Origin of the sequence: Kitasatospora sp. NPDC058444 (assembly GCF_042721415.1) — a bacterium.
Classification (GTDB): domain Bacteria; phylum Actinomycetota; class Actinomycetes; order Streptomycetales; family Streptomycetaceae; genus Kitasatospora.
This window is the reverse complement of the sequence record NZ_JBHXLL010000013.1, coordinates 43,465-59,341: the sequence shown is the minus strand read 5'-3', so window position 1 is coordinate 59,341 and position 15,877 is coordinate 43,465. Positions and strand designations below refer to the sequence as shown.

Here is a 15,877-nt window from a genome sequence, read left to right as displayed (position 1 = left end):
GATCCCGACCATGCCCGACACCACGCTCCCGCCCCCGGTCGATCCGGGCCGGCACCTGACCGCTCCGACCACCCGCAGCGCCCTGCGGATCCAGCAGCAACTGCTCACCGCCGCCCGCGAGTTCCTGTGCGGCCGGGGCTTCACCGAGCTGCTGCCGCCGATCATCGGCCCGGTCACCGACCCCGGCGCCCGCGGCTCCAAGCAGGTGGACATCGACTTCTACGGCCACCGCTACAAGCTGATGACCAGCGCGATCCTGTACAAGCAGGCCTCGCTGCTCGCCTTCGACAAGATCTTCTGCATCGCCCCGAACGTCCGGCTGGAGCCGCTGGAGACCGCCGGGACGAGCCGGCACCTGGCCGAGTTCCACCAGTTGGACGTGGAGATCGCCGGCGCGAGCCGGGACGACGCCGTCCAGCTGGCCGAGGAGCTGGTGGTGCACATGGTCGACAGCGCGGTGCGCGAGTTGCCCAAGGAGTTCGCCGAACTCGGCCGGGACCCGCAGGCCTTCGCCGAGCTGCTGAAGGGCTCCTTCGGCCGCGTCCGGCACGCGGAGGCGGTCGCCGAACTGCGCGGCATCGGGCACCCGCAGAGTGCCGAGGCCGAACTCGACTGGGAGGGCGAGGCGTTGCTGTCGGCCCGGCGCGACCGGCCGTTCTTCGTCAGCGACTACCCGAAGGGCTCGCGCGGCTTCTACGACCGCGAGCACCCGCAGGACCCGGGCCTGCTGCGGAACTTCGACCTGCTCGCGCCCGAGGGCTACGGCGAGCTGTGCAGCGGCAGCCAGCGCACCAACGACTACGCGGAGATCATCACCCGGATGCGGGAGACCGGAGAGAACCCGCAGAAGTACCGCTGGTACCTGGACCTGGTGCGCGAGGGCGTGCCGGCCAGCGCGGGCTTCGGCATCGGCGTCGAGCGGTTCACCCGGTACGTCGCCGGACTGGACGCCGTCTGGCAGGCCAGCGCGTTCCCCAAGCTCGCCGGGGTGGTGTCACCGTGAACGAGCTCACCGTCGAGCGCGGCGAGGTGGGTGGCGTGACCGCTGATGTGACCGCTGATGTGACCGCACCCGGTTTCCCGGAGGAGGAGGTCCGGCGGCGGGCCCGGACCGGGGCGGCGGCCGCGTTCCCGCCCGCCGAGGAGTACGGGCGGGTGCTGTTCGGCGCCGGCCGGCCCGGGGAGGCGGCGGCGGACGACGCGCTCGACGCCCTGCGGATCGTCCCGCCGCTGTTCCTGCCGCAGCGGCTCGCCAAGCTGATCGACCTCGGCCGCGAGCCCGACTACCGGGACGTCGAACTCGCCACCGCCATCGGCGGGTTCAGCTCCACGCTGCCGGTCTACGTCTCCGCGACCGGCTCCACCCGGGCGGCCGGCGGCGACCTGGGGCTGGCCCTGAGCCGGCAGGCCGGGGCGCTGGGGATCCCGATGGTGATCGGCGAGAACGTGGTGCCGGTCAACGGCTACGGCCGCCTCGGCGAGGCGGCCGACCGCACCCTGCTCGGCCGGCTGCGCGCCTACGCCGAGGACCTCCCGGACGGTCTCGGCGGCGTGGCCGTCCAGCAGAGCACCGAGGACGCCGACGCCGAGGTGTGGAACCTCGTCCACAGCGATCCGGCCGCCCTGCCGCTGCTCGAATCCGGGCGCCTGGCCTTCGAGTTGAAGGTCGGCCAGGGCGCCAAGCCGGGCCTGGGCGGGATGACCGTGCTGGACGCGGAGGCCGCCGCCGCCCTCGGCGACCGCTTCGGGCTGGACCCGCTGTTCGGCGACGGCCGGGTGCTGCGCGCCGCCACCCCGGGCACCTTCACCGCGGAGATCCTGCGCCAGCAGATCCGGCTGATGCGCAACAACTACCCGCGGGTGCGGATCTGGGTGAAGCTCTACCCCGGCCGGGACGTGGCCGAGGCGGCCAGGGTGGCGCACGAGGCCGGAGCGGACGCCGTGGTGGTGGACGGCGCCGAGGGCGGCACCGGCTGGGCGCCGGGGGTGTTCCTGCCGCACGTCGGCCTGCCGCTCGCGGAGTGCCTGCGCCGGCTGGCGGACGCGCCGCCGCCCTCGCTGCTGGTCTCCGGGCGGATCTGGGAGGGTGCCCGGGCGGTCAAGAGCCTGGCGCTGGGGGCCCGCGCGGTGGGCCTCGGGCGGGCTGCTCTGCTCGCCGTGGCGGAGGACCGGGAATCCGGGCTGCACCGTTTCGCGGAATGCCTGGCGCTGGAACTCCGGATGCTGATCAGCGCGCTCGGAAAATATTCCCCCGAGGCCCTGGAGCGGGCGGACGTCTGGTCCCCCGGGAATTTCTGAATCACCCCCGGCCGGTAGTCCTGGCCTGCTCGGGAAGCGGCATGAGGAAACTGCCGAAACTGCCGATTTCCTTCCGCTCATTCTGCCGATAGGGCTTTCGCATACCCCCTATCGTCGCTTTCGTCGCCGATTTCTCTCACGATCTGGGGTTGGATGATGTCCTCGCGCGGTTTCCCCACCGAATTCACGGCGCCCGGTTTCGCGCCGTTCGCCTCCGCCGTCGCCCGCTTCCCTGAGCGGCCGGCCGTCCGGGCCGGCGGCCGGACGGTCAGCTACCGGGAGCTGGACGGCCTGACCGCCGCCCTCGCCGCCCGGCTCGCCCCCGGCCGGACGGTCGCCGTGACCGGCCGCGACCGGCTGGACCACGTGGTCGCGCTGCTGGCGGTGCTGCGGGCCGGCGCCACCTACCTGCCGCTGGACCGGGAGGCCCCCGAGGAGCGCAACCGCTGGATCGCCGAGGACGCCGGGGCCGGCCTCGCCCTCGACGGCGAGGAGATCGCCGAGTTCGGTGACGGGACGGGCGGGAACGCCGGAGCCGGCTACGTCATCTACACCTCGGGCACCACCGGCCGCCCCAAGGGCGTGCACGTGCCGCTCGCCGCCCTGGCCGGCCACCTGGCCGCCGTCGTCGAGACCTTCGGTCTGACCGAGCGGGACGTGGTGCTGCAGTTCGCCCGCCCGACCGTGGACGTGGCCGTGGAGCAGGTGCTCGGCGCGCTGTCCGCCGGGGCCTGCCTGGTCCTGCCGGAGCAGGGGCTGCTGGCCCCGGCCGCGCTGCTGGACCTGCTGGACGCCGAGGGCGTCACCGTCGCCAACCTGGCGGCCGGCTACTTCCAGGACGTGGTGGCGGCCCTGGGCGGCCGGGTGCCGCGTACCCTGCGGCTGATGGTCTCCGGCAGCGACAAGCTGGAGCCCGCCACCGCCGCCGCCTGGTGGTCGGCGACCGGGGTGCCGCTGCTGAACGCCTACGGCCCGACCGAGACCGTGGTCACCGCCACCACCCACCGGCTCGCCGGCGGGGAGGAGCGGCCGGCCGGCCGGGTGCCGATCGGCCGCGCGGTCGGCCCGCGCCGGCTCCACGTCCTGGACGAGCGGCTGCGGCCGGTACCGCCCGGCGAGGCCGGTGAACTGTACGTCGGCGGGCCGCTGTTGGCCTCCGGCTACCTCGGCCGCCCCGGCCTCACCGCCGGCCGCTTCGTCGCCGACCCGTTCGCGGCGGCCGACGGCGCGGACGCGGCAGACGGTGCAGGCGGGGCTGGCGGCGCAGGCGGGGCCGGCGCGGCCGCCGGCGCCCGGATGTACCGCACCGGGGACCTGGTGCGCCGCACCGCCGAGGACGGCCCGCTGGAGTTCCTCGGCCGCACCGACCACCAGGTGAAGATCCGCGGCTTCCGGGTCGAGCCCGGCGAGATCGAGCAGGTGCTGGCCGCTCACCCCGGCGTCACCGGCTGCGTCGTGGTGGCGCACGAGGGCCGGCTGGCCGCGTACGTCACCGGCGCCGCGCCGGAGTACGCCGAGGCCCGGGCCTGGCTGGCCGAGCGGCTGCCCGAGCACATGGTCCCGGCGACGCTGACCGTGCTGGACGCCTTCCCGCTGACGGCCGGCGGCAAGGTGGACCGTGCGGCGCTGCCCGAGCCGCGCACCGCGCCGGAGGCCCGGCCGGCCGGCCGCCCGCCGCGCACCCCCGCCGAGCAGCTGATCGCGGCGGTCTGGGCGGACGTGCTCGGGGTGCCGGAGGTCGGCGCCGACGACAACTTCTTCCACCTGGGCGGCGATTCGCTGACCGCCGTGCGCGTGGTGGGCCGGGTCTTCGACGTCTTCGGCATGGTCTCGCCGTACACCATCTTCGACGCGCCGACGCTGGCCGAGTTCGCCGCCGCGGTGACCTCCGCGTCCGGCGGCGCGCGCCCGGCCCCGGTGCGCTCCGGCGCCACCGAGGCCCCGCTGTCCAAGTTCCAGCGCGGCCTGTGGTTCCTCGACCAGTGGAACCCGGACGCGCCGACCTACGTGGTGCCCTGGGTGTTCCGCTTCTCCGGTCCGGTCGACCCCGAGCTGCTGCGGGGAGCGCTGCAAGGGGTGGTCGCGCGGCACGAGAGCCTGCGGACGACCTTCGAGCTCGCCGAGGACGGCCCGCGCCAGGTCGTCCACCCGTCCGTGGAGCTGCCGTTCACGCTCACCGAGACCACCGCCGAGCAGGTGGACGCCCTGGTCGCGGAGGCCGCGCTGGAGCCCTTCGACCTGGAGCGGGGGCCGCTGGTGCGGGCCCGGGTCTTCCGGGCCGGCGGGGTGACCACCCTGCTGCTGCTCCTGCACCACATCGTCTGGGACGAGGGCTCGCTGCCCGTCCTGGAGGCCGAACTCGGCGAGCTGTACGCCGCGTCGGCCGAGGGCCGTCCGGCCGAGCTGCCGGAACTCGCCGTCCAGTACGGCGACTACGCCGCCTGGCAGTACCAGGACGACACCGCCGAGCGTCAACTGGACTACTGGCGCGCGCAGTTGCTCGACGCCCCGACCGAGTCGGCGCTGGCCCCGGACCGGCCCCGGCCCGCGGAGCAGGCCTTCCGCGGCGCCTTCCACCGCTTCGCCATGCCCGACCCGGTGGCCGAGGCCGTCCGGGCGCTCGCCCGCAGCGAGGACGCCACCCCGTTCATGGTGCTGCTGGCCGGGCTGGCGCTCACCCTGCACCGCCGCTCCGGGCAGCGCGACCTGGTGCTCGGCTCGCCGGTGAACGTCCGCGGCCGGTCCGAACTCGACGGCCTGATCGGCTACTTCGTCAACCTGCTGCCGCTGCGGCTGAAGCTGGAGGAGGGCGCCTCCTTCCGCGAACTGGTCCGGCACGTGCGCGAGGTGTCGATCGGCGGCTACCGGCACCAGGAGGTGCCCTTCGACGACATCGCGGCCGCCGTGCTCGACGAGCGCCCCGAGGACCGCAACCCGCTCTGCCAGGTGCTGCTGGAGCTGCACCCGCTGGACCCCCGGCCGTTCACGCTCGGCGGGCACGACGTCACCCGGGCCCTGCACTCCAACCCGGTCTCCCGCTTCGACCTGTCCGTCTCGGTGGACGACCTGGGCACCGGCTTCACCGGCCGCTTCGAGTACGACAGCGACCTCTTCGCGCCGGACACCATGGCCGGCCTGTGCGAGGAGTGGCTGGGCACCCTGGCCGCCGCCGTCGAGGTGCCGGTGCACGCGCTGTTCGAGGCGCGGGCCGCCCGCGACCCGTGGGCCGTCGCCCTGATCTCCGGCGAACGGAGCGTCGGCTACGGCGAGTTGAACGCCGCCGCGAACCGGCTCGCCCGCCACCTGACGGGCCTCGGCATCGGGCGCGGGGACACCGTCGCCGTGCTGACCGAGCGCGGGCCGGAGCTGGTCGTCGCCCTGCTGGCGGCCCTCAAGACCGGCGCCGCCTACACCCTGCTGGACCCGGACTTCCCGGCCGAGCGGCTGGCCGGAGCGGTCGCCGACAGCGGCGCCGCCACGGTGGTCACCCACCGCGGCGCCACCGTGCCGTTCCCGGTCGGGCGCCAGGTGGACCTGGACGCCTCGGCCGCCGAGATCGCCCGGTACGCGGCGCACGACCTCGGCCTGCCGGTCGACGGCGCCGACCTCGCCTGCGTGATGTTCACCTCCGGCTCCACCGGCCGCCCCAAGGGCGTCGCCGTGCCGCACCGCGCGCTCACCACCACCTACCTCGGCCAGGACTACGCCCGCTTCGGCCCCGAGGAGGTCTGGCTCCAGTGCTCGCCGGTCTCCTGGGACGCCTTCGCCCTGGAGCTGTACGGCGCGCTCTGCTTCGGCGGCACCTGCGTCCTCCAGCCCGGCCAGCGCCCGGACCCGCAGACCATCGCCGAGCTGACCCGCCGGCACGGAGTCACCCAACTCCAGCTCTCCGCCAGCCTGTTCAACTTCCTGCTGGAGGAGTTCCCGGAGACGTACGACGGCCTGAAGCTCGCCTTCACCGCCGGCGAGCGGGCCTCCGTCACCCATGTGGCCAAGGCCCTGGAGGCCTACCCGGGCCTGGCCGTCGCCAACGGCTACGGCCCGGTGGAGAGCCTCGGCCTGACCACCTGCCACCGGGTCGGCCCCGCCGACACCGCCGGCGCCTCCGTCCCGATCGGCGTCGCGCTGAACGGCAAGGGCGTCCTCGTCCTGGACGAGCGGCTGCGCCCCGTCGAGCCCGGCACGACCGGCGAGCTGTACGCCACCGGCGGCGGCCTCGCCCACGGGTACCTCGGCCGGCCCGGCCTCACCGCCGAACGCTTCGTCGCCTCCCCGTACGGCGCCCCCGGCGAGCGCCTCTACCGCACCGGGGACCTCGGCCACCTCAACGCCGAGGGCCTGCTGGAGGTCACCGGCCGGATCGACGACCAGGTGAAGATCCGCGGCTTCCGGGTCGAGCCCGGCGAGATCGAGGACGCGCTCACCCGCCACCCGGCCGTCCGGGAGGCCGCCGTCGCCGTCCACGAGCCCGCCCCGGGCGACCGCCGGCTCGCCGCCTACGTCACCGTCGCCGCCGGCGCCCCCGACCCGGACGCGCTGCTGGACCACCTGGCCGCCCTGCTGCCCGAGCACATGGTGCCCGCCACCCTCGACGTCCTGGACGCGCTGCCGCTGAACCACAACGGCAAGGTGGACCGCAAGGCGCTGCCCGCCCCCGCCGGACGCCGGAGCGCCGACGCGGCCGAGGCCACCGGCGCCACCGGCACCACCGGCGCCACCGAGGCCGCCGAGGCCGCCGACCCGCTGACCGAGGCCGAACGCCTGGTCGCCGACGCGATGCGCGAGGTGCTCGACCTCGCCGAGGTCGGCCGCGAGGACAACTTCTTCCGGATCGGCGGCAACTCGCTGGCCGCCGTCCGGGTCGCGATGCGGCTCTCCCGGGAGACCGGCAGCCGCGTCCCCCCGCAACTGGTGTTCCGGGCCCGGACCGTGAGCGCCATCGCCGAACGGCTGGCCGCCCGATGACGGGCCGTGCCGCACACGAAGGGAACGAGGCCGTGAGCCCGTCCGACCGCCCGGCGCGCACCGCGCCCGTCTCGGGGCTGCAACGCGGCCTCTGGTTCCTCGACCGCCTCGACCCGAGCGCCGTCACCTACTGCACGCCCTGGACCCTCGACGTCACCGGCCCGCTCGACCTCCCCCTGCTCCAGCGCGCGCTGGACACCGTGACGGACCGCCACGAGACGCTGCGCACCACCTTCGCGCTGCACCCCGACGGCCCCCGCCAGCAGGTGCACCACCACCTCGCGGTGCCGCTCGCGGTGACCGACCTGCGCCCGCTGAGCGGCCCCGGGCAGGCCGAGCGCCTGGAGGAACTGCTCACCGCCCGCTGCGCCGAGCCCTTCGACCTGGCGGCCGGCCCGCTGCTGCGCGCCGAGGCCTTCCGGCTCGGGGACGAGCGCACCACGGTGCTGTTCACCGTCCACCACATCGTCTGGGACGGCTGGTCCGCCGAGGTCTTCGAGCGTGAGCTGGCCGAGCTGTACGGCGCGGCGGTGCGCGGCCGGGAGGCCGACCTGCCGGAGCTGACCGTGCAGTACGCCGACTGCGCGGAGGAGTGGCTCGGCACCTCCTTCGAGGAGCACCTGACCTACTGGAAGCAGCAGTTGGACGGCGCCCCCGCGCTGCTGGAGCTGCCCACCGACCGGCCCCGCCCCGCCGAGCGCGGCGCGGCCGGCCGCACCGAGGAGTTCGGCCTCGCCCCCGGGACGGCGGCGCGGGTCCGCGCCCTGGCCGAGACCGAGGGCGTCACCCCGTTCACCGTCCAGCTGGCCGCCTTCGCCCTGCTGCTGAACCGCTGGACCGGCGCCGACGACCTGGTGGTCGGCACCCCGGTCACCACCCGCGACCGGCCCGAACTGGAGCACCTGCTCGGCTACTTCGTCAACCTGCTGCCGCTGCGCCTGCGGCTCGCCCCCGCGCTGAGCTTCCGGGACCTGCTGGAGCACGTCCAGGACGTCGCCTTCGACGCCTACGGCTACCTCGACCTGCCCTTCGACCAGATCGTGGACCAGCTGGGCGCCGCCCGCAGCGCCCAGCACCCGCCGCTGGTCCAGGTGGTGTTCGGCGCCCACACCGAGGACCGCACCCCGCTGGCGCTCGGCCCGGCGGCCACCGCCCACAGCCGGGTGCGTTCCAACGGCACCAGCAAGTTCGACCTCACCTGGTCCGTCTTCGACGCCGGGGACGCCGGCGGTGAGCTGCGCGGCGAGGCCGAGTACCGCAGCGAGCTGTTCGACCCGGAGAGCGTCCGCCGGCTGGCCGCCGAGTACGACGCCCTGCTCACCGCGGCCCTGGACGACCCCGACGCCACCGTGCTGCGGCTGACCACCCGCCCGGAGGACGGGGCCGCGGCCACCGACACCCCCGGCCACTGCCTGCACCACCTGTTCGAGCGGGCCGCCGACGCCCACCCCGACCGCCCCGCCGTCAGCGACCCCGACCGCACCCTGAGCTACGCCGATCTGGACCGCCGGGCCAACCGCCTCGCGCACGCCCTGCGCGCCCGCGGCGCCGGCCCCGGCGACCGCGTCGGCATGCTGCTGGAGCGCACCGCCGACGTCCTGGTCACCGTCCTCGGCGTGCTCAAGACCGGCGCCGCCTACGTGCCCGTCGACCTGGCCGCCCCCGTCGACCGCGCCGCCCTGGTCTTCGGCGACACCGACGTCACCCTGGTCGTCACCGACCGCCCGGACCGGGTGCCCGAGGGCCCCTGGCGGGCCTACGACCTGACCGCCGAGGCCGCCGACCTGGCCGCCCGCCCCGACACCCGCCCGCCGGCCGCCGGACGCCCCGGCGACGTCGCCTACGTCATCTTCACCTCCGGCTCCACCGGCCGCCCCAAGGGCGTCGCCGTCGCCCACGAGCACGTCAGCCGGCTGATGGCGGACGGCGAGCGGCACTTCGGCTTCGGCCCGGAGGAGACCTGGACGCTCTTCCACAGCTACGCCTTCGACTGGACGGTCTGGGAGATGTGGGGCGCCCTGCTGCACGGCGCCCGGCTGGTCGTCGTCCCGTACGTGACCAGCCGCTCGCCGGAGGAGTTCGCCCAGCTGCTGGAGGAGGAGCGCGTCTCCTGCCTCTGCCTCACCCCCTCGGCGCTGCGCCAGCTGGAGCCGGTGCTGCGCCGCAGCCCGCGCGCCCTGCCCGCGTTGAAGTGGATCATGCTCGGCGGGGAGGCGCTGGACCCGGCCGTCGTCCAGCGCTGGTTCGAACTCGACCCGCCGCCCCCGGCCCGGCTGTGCAACCTGTACGGCATCACCGAGACCACCGTCCACGTCACCACCCACGACCTGGCCGGCAGCGCGGGCTTCGGGCGCAGCCTGATCGGCACGCCGATGCCGCACCTGAGCGCCCAGGTCCTGGACGACTGGCTGCGGCCGGTGCCGCCCGGCGCGGCCGGCGAGCTGTACATCGGCGGCGGCAGCCTCGCCCACGGCTACTGGGGCCGCCCCGGCCTCACCGCCGGCCGCTTCGTCGCCGACCCGTACGGCCCGCCCGGGGCCCGGCTCTACCGCACCGGCGACGTCGCCCGGCGGCTGCCCGACGGCGGGCTGGAGTACATCGGGCGCGCCGACTTCCAGGTCAAGCTGCGCGGCTTCCGGATCGAGCTCGGCGAGATCGAGAACGCGCTCGCCGCCCACCCGGACGTGGACGCCTGCGTCGTCACCGTCCACGAGGACCGCCTCGCCGCCTACGTGACCGGGCGCGAGCCCGCCGACGTCCGCGCCTTCCTCGGCCGCTCGCTGCCCCCCTACATGGTCCCGGCCAGCTACACCGTGCTGGAGTCGCTGCCGCTCACCGTCAACGGCAAGGTGGACCGGGCCGCCCTGCCCGCCCCCGGGCAGCGCAGCGCCGCCACCGGCGGCCGGCACGTCGAGCCGCGCACCCCGGAGGAGGAGGCCTTCGCCGCCGTCTGGACGGAGGTCCTCGGGGTGGACGGCATCGGCGTCCACGACGACTTCTTCCACCTCGGCGGCGACTCCATCCGGGCCGTCCAGCTGGCCGGCGCGCTGCACGAGCGCGGCTGGGGGGTGAGCCTGCGCGACGTCTTCGACGCCCCCACCGTCGCCGCCCTGCTGCCGCTGGCGAAGCCCGTCACCGAGGGCCGGGACGCGCACGAGCCGTTCGCCCTGATCACCCCGGAGGACCGCGCCGACCTGCCGCCCGGCCTCGTCGACGCCTACCCGATGGTCTCCATGCAGCTCTCCATGGTCTTCCACATGGAGATCGCCGGCGGCACCGACAGCTACCACAACGTCAACTCCTACCGGATCGCCGGCGACCTCGACGAACAGGCCTTCCGCCGCTCCGTCGCCGAGGCCATGGACCGCCACGCCGTGCTGCGCACCGGCCTCGACCTGTCCGGGTACGGCGAACCGCTGCAACTCGTCCACGGCCGGCTGCCCGCCCCCGTCGAGTTCGCCGACCTGCGCGGCACGGCGGAGGCGGACCAGGACACCGCGATCCGCGAGGTGTTCGACACCCACCGGTGGACGCCCTTCGACCTCACCGCCCCGCCGCTGTTCCGGATCACCGTGCAGCGCCTGGCCGAGGACGCCTTCCAGCTCACCGTCTCCGAGCACCACGCGATCCTCGACGGCTGGAGCTTCACCTCGCTGCTCACCGAGATCCTGGAGCGCCACGGCGCCCTCGCCGCCGACCCGCTGAGCGCGCCTGTCCCGCCGCCGCGCACCGCCTTCCGCGACTTCGTGGCCGTCGAACGGCAGGCCGCCGGGGACGAGCGGTCGCTCGCCTACTGGCGCGAGCGGCTGACCGGCGCCAGCGGCCAGCTGTTCCCCGGCAGCGAGTCCGTGCACGAGGCGCCGCGCACCGTCGAGCGGGTCCTGCCCGAGGCGCCGGAACAGCTGCGGACGGTCGCCGAAGCGCTCGGGGTGCCGGTCAAGTCGGTCGCCCTCGCCGCCCACCTGCACGCCCTCGCCGCCGCCACCGGGAAGCCGCGCGTCACCACCGGCCTGGCCGTCAACGGCCGGCTGGAACGGCTCGGCGGCACCGAGGTGTACGGACTGTTCCTCAACACCGTCCCGCTGAGCTGCGAGCCCACCGGCGACCTGCTCGCCCTGGCCCGCGAGGTCCACCGGGAGGAGCTGGACATGATGCCGCACCGCCGGGTGCCCTTCGCCCGCCTCGCCCGGCTGATGACCGACACCGCGCTGGACAGCCAGTTCGGCTACCTGCGCTTCCACGCCCTCGGCCGGCTCAGCTCGGCCCGGATCGTGGACGGCCGGATCGGCACCGAGCCGACCCTGCGCCACGAACCCAACAGCTTCGCCTTCGGCGCCTCGCTGATCCAGGACCCGGTCACGCAGCGGGTGCTGCTCGCCGTGGACCACCAGCGCTCGCTGGTCGCCGACAGCACCGCCGAGCAGTTCATCGACACCTACGCCACCGCCCTGCACACCATGGCCGCCGCCGCCCGAGACCTCTGAGGACCCGTCATGACCGATCTCCTGGACCGCCTGCGCGCCACCGTCGCCGCCCACCCCGAGCGCACCGCCGTCCTGGCCCCCGCCGGGAAGGCCGGTGCCGGGAAGGCCGGCGCCGACCGCCTGGACTTCGCCGAACTCGACCGCCGCACCGCCGCCCTGGCCCGCGCCCTGCGCGAGCGCGGCATCGGCCGCGGTGACCGGGTCGGCGTCCACCTCGCCCGCACCGCGGACCTGCCGGTCGCCCTGCTCGCCGTCTGGCGGGCCGGCGCCGCCTACGTCCCGCTCGACCCGGCCTACCCCGCCGAGCGGCTCGCCTTCATGGCCGCCGACGCCCGGCTGGCCGCCCTGATCAGCGCCGACGGCCTCCCCGCCGCCGAGGGCGTGCCGGTGCTGCGCCCGGACGCCGCCGCCGAGGGGACCGAGCTGCCGGAGCTTCCGGTCGGGGCCCACCCGCTCGACCCGGCCTACGTCATCTACACCTCCGGCTCCACCGGCCGCCCCAAGGGCGTCGAGGTGCCGCGCGGCGCCGTCGCCGCCCTGGTCGAGGCCCTGGAGGCCACCGGCGCCTACCGCGCCGAGCCCGGCGTGGTCGGCTGGAACGCCAGCGTCTCCTTCGACGCCTCCGTCCAGCAGTGGGCCCGGATCTGCCGCGGCGACACCGTCCTGGTCATCGGCGACGAGCACCGCGCCGACCCGGCCGAGGTCGCCGCCCTGCTGGCCGAGCACGCCGTCACCGACCTCGACCTGACCCCCTCGCACTGGGAGCTGCTGCGCGAGCCGCTGGCCGGTGCCCGGGTGCCCCGGCTGTTCATGGGCGGCGAGCCCGTCCCCGAGCGCACCTGGCGGGAGCTGGCCGACGGCGGCATCGACGCGCTCAACCTGTACGGGCCCACCGAGTGCACCGTCGACGCCGTCACCGCGCCGATCAGCGGCCCCGGGCCGCACCTGGGCGAACCGCTGCCCGGCGTGCGCCTGCACCTGCTGGACGAGAAGCTCGCCCCCGTCCCGGACGGCGTCGTCGGCGAGCTGTACCTGGCCGGGCCCGGCCTCGCCCACGGCTACCTCGGCCGGGCCGCGCTGACCGCCGAACGCTTCGTCGCCGACCCGGCCGCCACGGGGGAGCGGATGTACCGCACCGGCGACCAGGCCCGGCGCGGCGAGGGCGGCCGACTGGAGTACGCCGGCCGGGTGGACCGCCAGGTCAAGCTGCGCGGCTACCGGATCGAACTCGGCGAGGTCGAGCACGCCCTGGCCCGGCTGGCGGGCGTCCAGGCCGCCGCCGTCACCGTCCACGAACCCGCCCCCGGCGACCGGCGCCTGGCCGGGTACGTCACCGGCGCCGTCACCGCCGCCGAGCTGACCGAGCGGCTGCGCGCCACCGTCCCCGCCCACCTGGTGCCCTCGGTGATCACCGTGCTGGACGCCCTGCCGCTCACCCCGAACGGCAAGGTCGACCTGGCGGCGCTGCCCGCCCCCGCCGCCCCCGAGGAGGGAGCACCGGCGGGCGACGGCGGACTGACCGGACAGGTCGCCGAGGTCTGGAGCACCGTGCTCGGCGTCACCGGCGTCCGGCCCACCGACGACTTCTTCTCGCTCGGCGGCCACTCGATCGCCGCGCTGCGCGTCGTCCACCTGCTGCGCCGCCGGCTCGGCATCGAACTCCAGCTGCGCCACCTGCTCGACTCGGCCGACCTGGCCGCCTTCACCGCCACCGTCGAGCGGGCCGTCGCGGCCGGCACCGCCGCCCCCCGGCCCGCCCTGACCGCCCGCGCCCGGGCGGCCGGCGCATGACCACCGCGCTGCGGGTGCGGCCCCGCGTCGAAGGGGACTGGCTGTTCGTCCCCGCCCCCCAACCGCACCGCCCGTACCGGCTGTTCTGCTTCCCGCACGCCGGGGGAGACGCCACCGCCTACACCCCGCTCGCCCGCGCCCTCGCCCCGGCCGCCGAGGTCTGGGCGCTGCGCCCGCCGGCCCGCGGCGGCCGGCTCGGCCACCCGATGCCGGCGAGCTTCGACCTGCTGGTCGACGCCGTCCTGGAGGCCATCGGCCCGCACCTGACCGGGCGGTTCGGCTTCTACGGGCAGAGCTTCGGCGCCCTCCTCGGCTACGAGGTCGCCCGGGCGCTGCCCGCCGAGCGGCGGCCCGAACTGGTCGTCGCCGCCTCCGCCTCGCCGCCCGCCGCCTGGGCCGGGGCCGACCGACCCCGGTACACCGCCGACGACCTGCTGCGGCTGGCCGGGATGGGCGAACTCGTCGAGGGCGACGCCGACCTGAAGGAGCACGCGCTGCGCGGCATCCGCACCGACCTGGCCGTGGTCGACACCTACCGGCCCCGGCCCCACCCGCCGATCGGCTCCGCCCTGCACACCGTCGTCGGCGTCGAGGACCCGCTCCTCGCCGTCGGAGGCATCGAAGGCTGGGCCGCCCACACCCGCGGCGGCTCCGGCCACCACGTCGTCCCCGGCGGCCACCTGCTCGCCACCGTCGACGGGCCCGGCCCCGTCGACCTGCTCTCCTCCCTCATCGCGCGGCCCGGCGCCGCCCCCCAGCCCACGACGGAGCACTGATGCCTACCACCACCGCGGTCGACCTCACCGATCCCGACCTGTGGGCCCGCCCGGAAACCCCCGCACTGGTCGCCGAGCTGCGCCGGGAGTCCGCCGTCCACCTCACCGACACCGTCGACGACGGACCGGTCTGGTCGGTGCTCTCCTACCGGCACTCCGCCGAGGTGCTGCGCAACGCCGCCGTCTACAGCTCCGAGCAGGGCTCGCTGCTCGGCGCGGGCGAGGGCAACGTCCCGGTCGGCTCCGGCCGGATGATGGCCCTCACCGACCCGCCCCGGCACCGCGAACTCCGCGCCCCCGCCAACCCGTTCTTCTCGCCCGGCGCCGTGCGCGGAGCCTCCCGGGGCATCGCCGAACTCGCCGCCTCGATCGTCGAGCAGGCCGTCGAACAGGGCGAGGTGGACCTCGTCGACGCCGTCTCCGCGCTGCCGCTGTCCGTCATGTGCGACCTGCTGGACGTCCCCGAGGCGGACCGCGACATGGTCGTCCGGGTCTGCGACGTCGCCTTCCTCGGCCGCACCCCCGAGGAGCGCCGGGCCGGCCACCAGCAGCTCATCCCGTACCTGCTGCACCAGGTGATGCTGCGGCGCGGCGACCCGCGTGACGACCTGATCAGCATGATGGCCACCTACCGGGTCGGCGGGAAGCTGCTGCCGATCGAGGACGTCGTCCTCAACCTGGACAACATCGTGGTCGGCGGTGTCCAGACCGTCCGCCACACGGCCGCCATGGGCCTGTACACCCTCGTCCAACGCCCCGACCTGTGGCGGCAGTTGCAGCGGGGCGAGGTCGGCATGGACTCGGCCCTGGACGAACTGCTGCGCTGGACCTCGGTCGGGCTGCACACCCTGCGCACCGCGAGCCGGGACACCGAGCTGGACGGCCGCACCATCCGGCGCGGCGACCGGGTCGCGGTCTGGGTCTGGTCCGCCAACCGGGACCCGGAGGCCTTCGAACGGCCCGAGGAGATCCTGCTCGACCGCGCCCCCAACAAGCACCTCGCACTCGGCCTCGGCGCCCACTACTGCGTCGGCGCGCCGCTCGCCAAGGCCGAACTCGGCGGCCTGTTCACGGCGATGCTGGAGCGCGTCGACACCATCGAGCCGACCGGGCCGGTCACCCACAACCGCTCGATCATCAACTTCGGCCTGGACCGCTTCCCGGTCCGCCTCACCCCGCGCTGAGCCGGCCCGCCCCGCGCTCCGGCAGGGCCCCAACTGCCGCGTTCCTGCCGCGACTCCTGCCCTTGCGCCGCGCGGCCCGCCCCTACCTTCGAAGCAACCCGAGACCTTCGCGGCAACCCGAGCGAAGCAACCCGAGCGAAGCAACCCGAGGAGCGACCCCATGAGCAACCCGTTCGAGGACGACAACGCCGGCTACCTGGTGCTGGTCAACGACGAGAACCAGCACTCGCTGTGGCCGGTCTGGATCGACGTGCCGGCCGGCTGGACCACCGTCCACGGCGAGGACACCCGCCAGGGCTGCCTCGACCACATCGAGGCCAACTGGACCGACATCAGGCCCGCCAGCCTGGTCGCCGCCCTCGCCGACCGGTGACCGCCG

8 protein-coding genes are annotated in these 15,877 nt (G+C 75.4%); all 8 read left to right on the top strand.

The features are described 5' to 3' along the window. Positions 1 to 10: 10 nt before the first annotated feature. Complete coding sequence (locus ACFWP2_RS16250) at positions 11 to 1,003, top strand: asparagine synthetase A (protein ID WP_380451526.1); 993 nt, start codon at positions 11 to 13, stop codon at positions 1,001 to 1,003. 47 nt (positions 1,004 to 1,050) lie between these two features. Continuing rightward, positions 1,051 to 2,298, top strand: coding sequence for a glutamate synthase-related protein (locus ACFWP2_RS16245; protein ID WP_380451715.1), 1,248 nt, complete (start codon positions 1,051 to 1,053; stop codon positions 2,296 to 2,298). Positions 2,299 to 2,451: 153 nt separating this feature from the next. After that, positions 2,452 to 7,263 (top strand): amino acid adenylation domain-containing protein, encoded by a 4,812-nt coding sequence (locus ACFWP2_RS16240; RefSeq protein WP_380451524.1) that lies wholly within the window; start codon positions 2,452 to 2,454, stop codon positions 7,261 to 7,263. 32 nt (positions 7,264 to 7,295) lie between these two features. Then, the gene (locus ACFWP2_RS16235; protein WP_380451522.1) at positions 7,296 to 11,747 is read left to right on the top strand and encodes an amino acid adenylation domain-containing protein; all 4,452 of its coding nucleotides are present in this window, start codon (positions 7,296 to 7,298) and stop codon (positions 11,745 to 11,747) included. Between the two features lie 9 nt (positions 11,748 to 11,756). After that, complete coding sequence (locus tag ACFWP2_RS16230) at positions 11,757 to 13,538, top strand: non-ribosomal peptide synthetase (RefSeq protein ID WP_380451520.1); 1,782 nt, start codon at positions 11,757 to 11,759, stop codon at positions 13,536 to 13,538. Then, positions 13,535 to 14,314 (top strand): thioesterase II family protein, encoded by a 780-nt coding sequence (locus ACFWP2_RS16225; RefSeq protein ID WP_380451518.1) that lies wholly within the window; start codon positions 13,535 to 13,537, stop codon positions 14,312 to 14,314. The genes ACFWP2_RS16230 and ACFWP2_RS16225 overlap by 4 nt, the downstream gene beginning before the upstream one ends. Then, positions 14,314 to 15,498, top strand: a complete 1,185-nt coding sequence (locus ACFWP2_RS16220; RefSeq protein WP_380451516.1) for a cytochrome P450 — start codon at positions 14,314 to 14,316, stop codon at positions 15,496 to 15,498. The genes ACFWP2_RS16225 and ACFWP2_RS16220 overlap by 1 nt, the downstream gene beginning before the upstream one ends. A 160-nt stretch (positions 15,499 to 15,658) precedes the next feature. After that, complete coding sequence (locus ACFWP2_RS16215) at positions 15,659 to 15,871, top strand: MbtH family protein (RefSeq protein ID WP_380451513.1); 213 nt, start codon at positions 15,659 to 15,661, stop codon at positions 15,869 to 15,871. Positions 15,872 to 15,877: the final 6 nt, after the last annotated feature.

Coding starts and splice junctions, on each gene's coding strand:
- ACFWP2_RS16250 (WP_380451526.1), top strand. CDS start 11: ATGCCCGACACCACGCTCCCGCCCCCGGTCGATCCGGGCCGGCACCTG.
- ACFWP2_RS16240 (WP_380451524.1), top strand. CDS start 2,452: ATGATGTCCTCGCGCGGTTTCCCCACCGAATTCACGGCGCCCGGTTTC.
- ACFWP2_RS16230 (WP_380451520.1), top strand. CDS start 11,757: ATGACCGATCTCCTGGACCGCCTGCGCGCCACCGTCGCCGCCCACCCC.
- ACFWP2_RS16225 (WP_380451518.1), top strand. CDS start 13,535: ATGACCACCGCGCTGCGGGTGCGGCCCCGCGTCGAAGGGGACTGGCTG.
- ACFWP2_RS16220 (WP_380451516.1), top strand. CDS start 14,314: ATGCCTACCACCACCGCGGTCGACCTCACCGATCCCGACCTGTGGGCC.
- ACFWP2_RS16215 (WP_380451513.1), top strand. CDS start 15,659: ATGAGCAACCCGTTCGAGGACGACAACGCCGGCTACCTGGTGCTGGTC.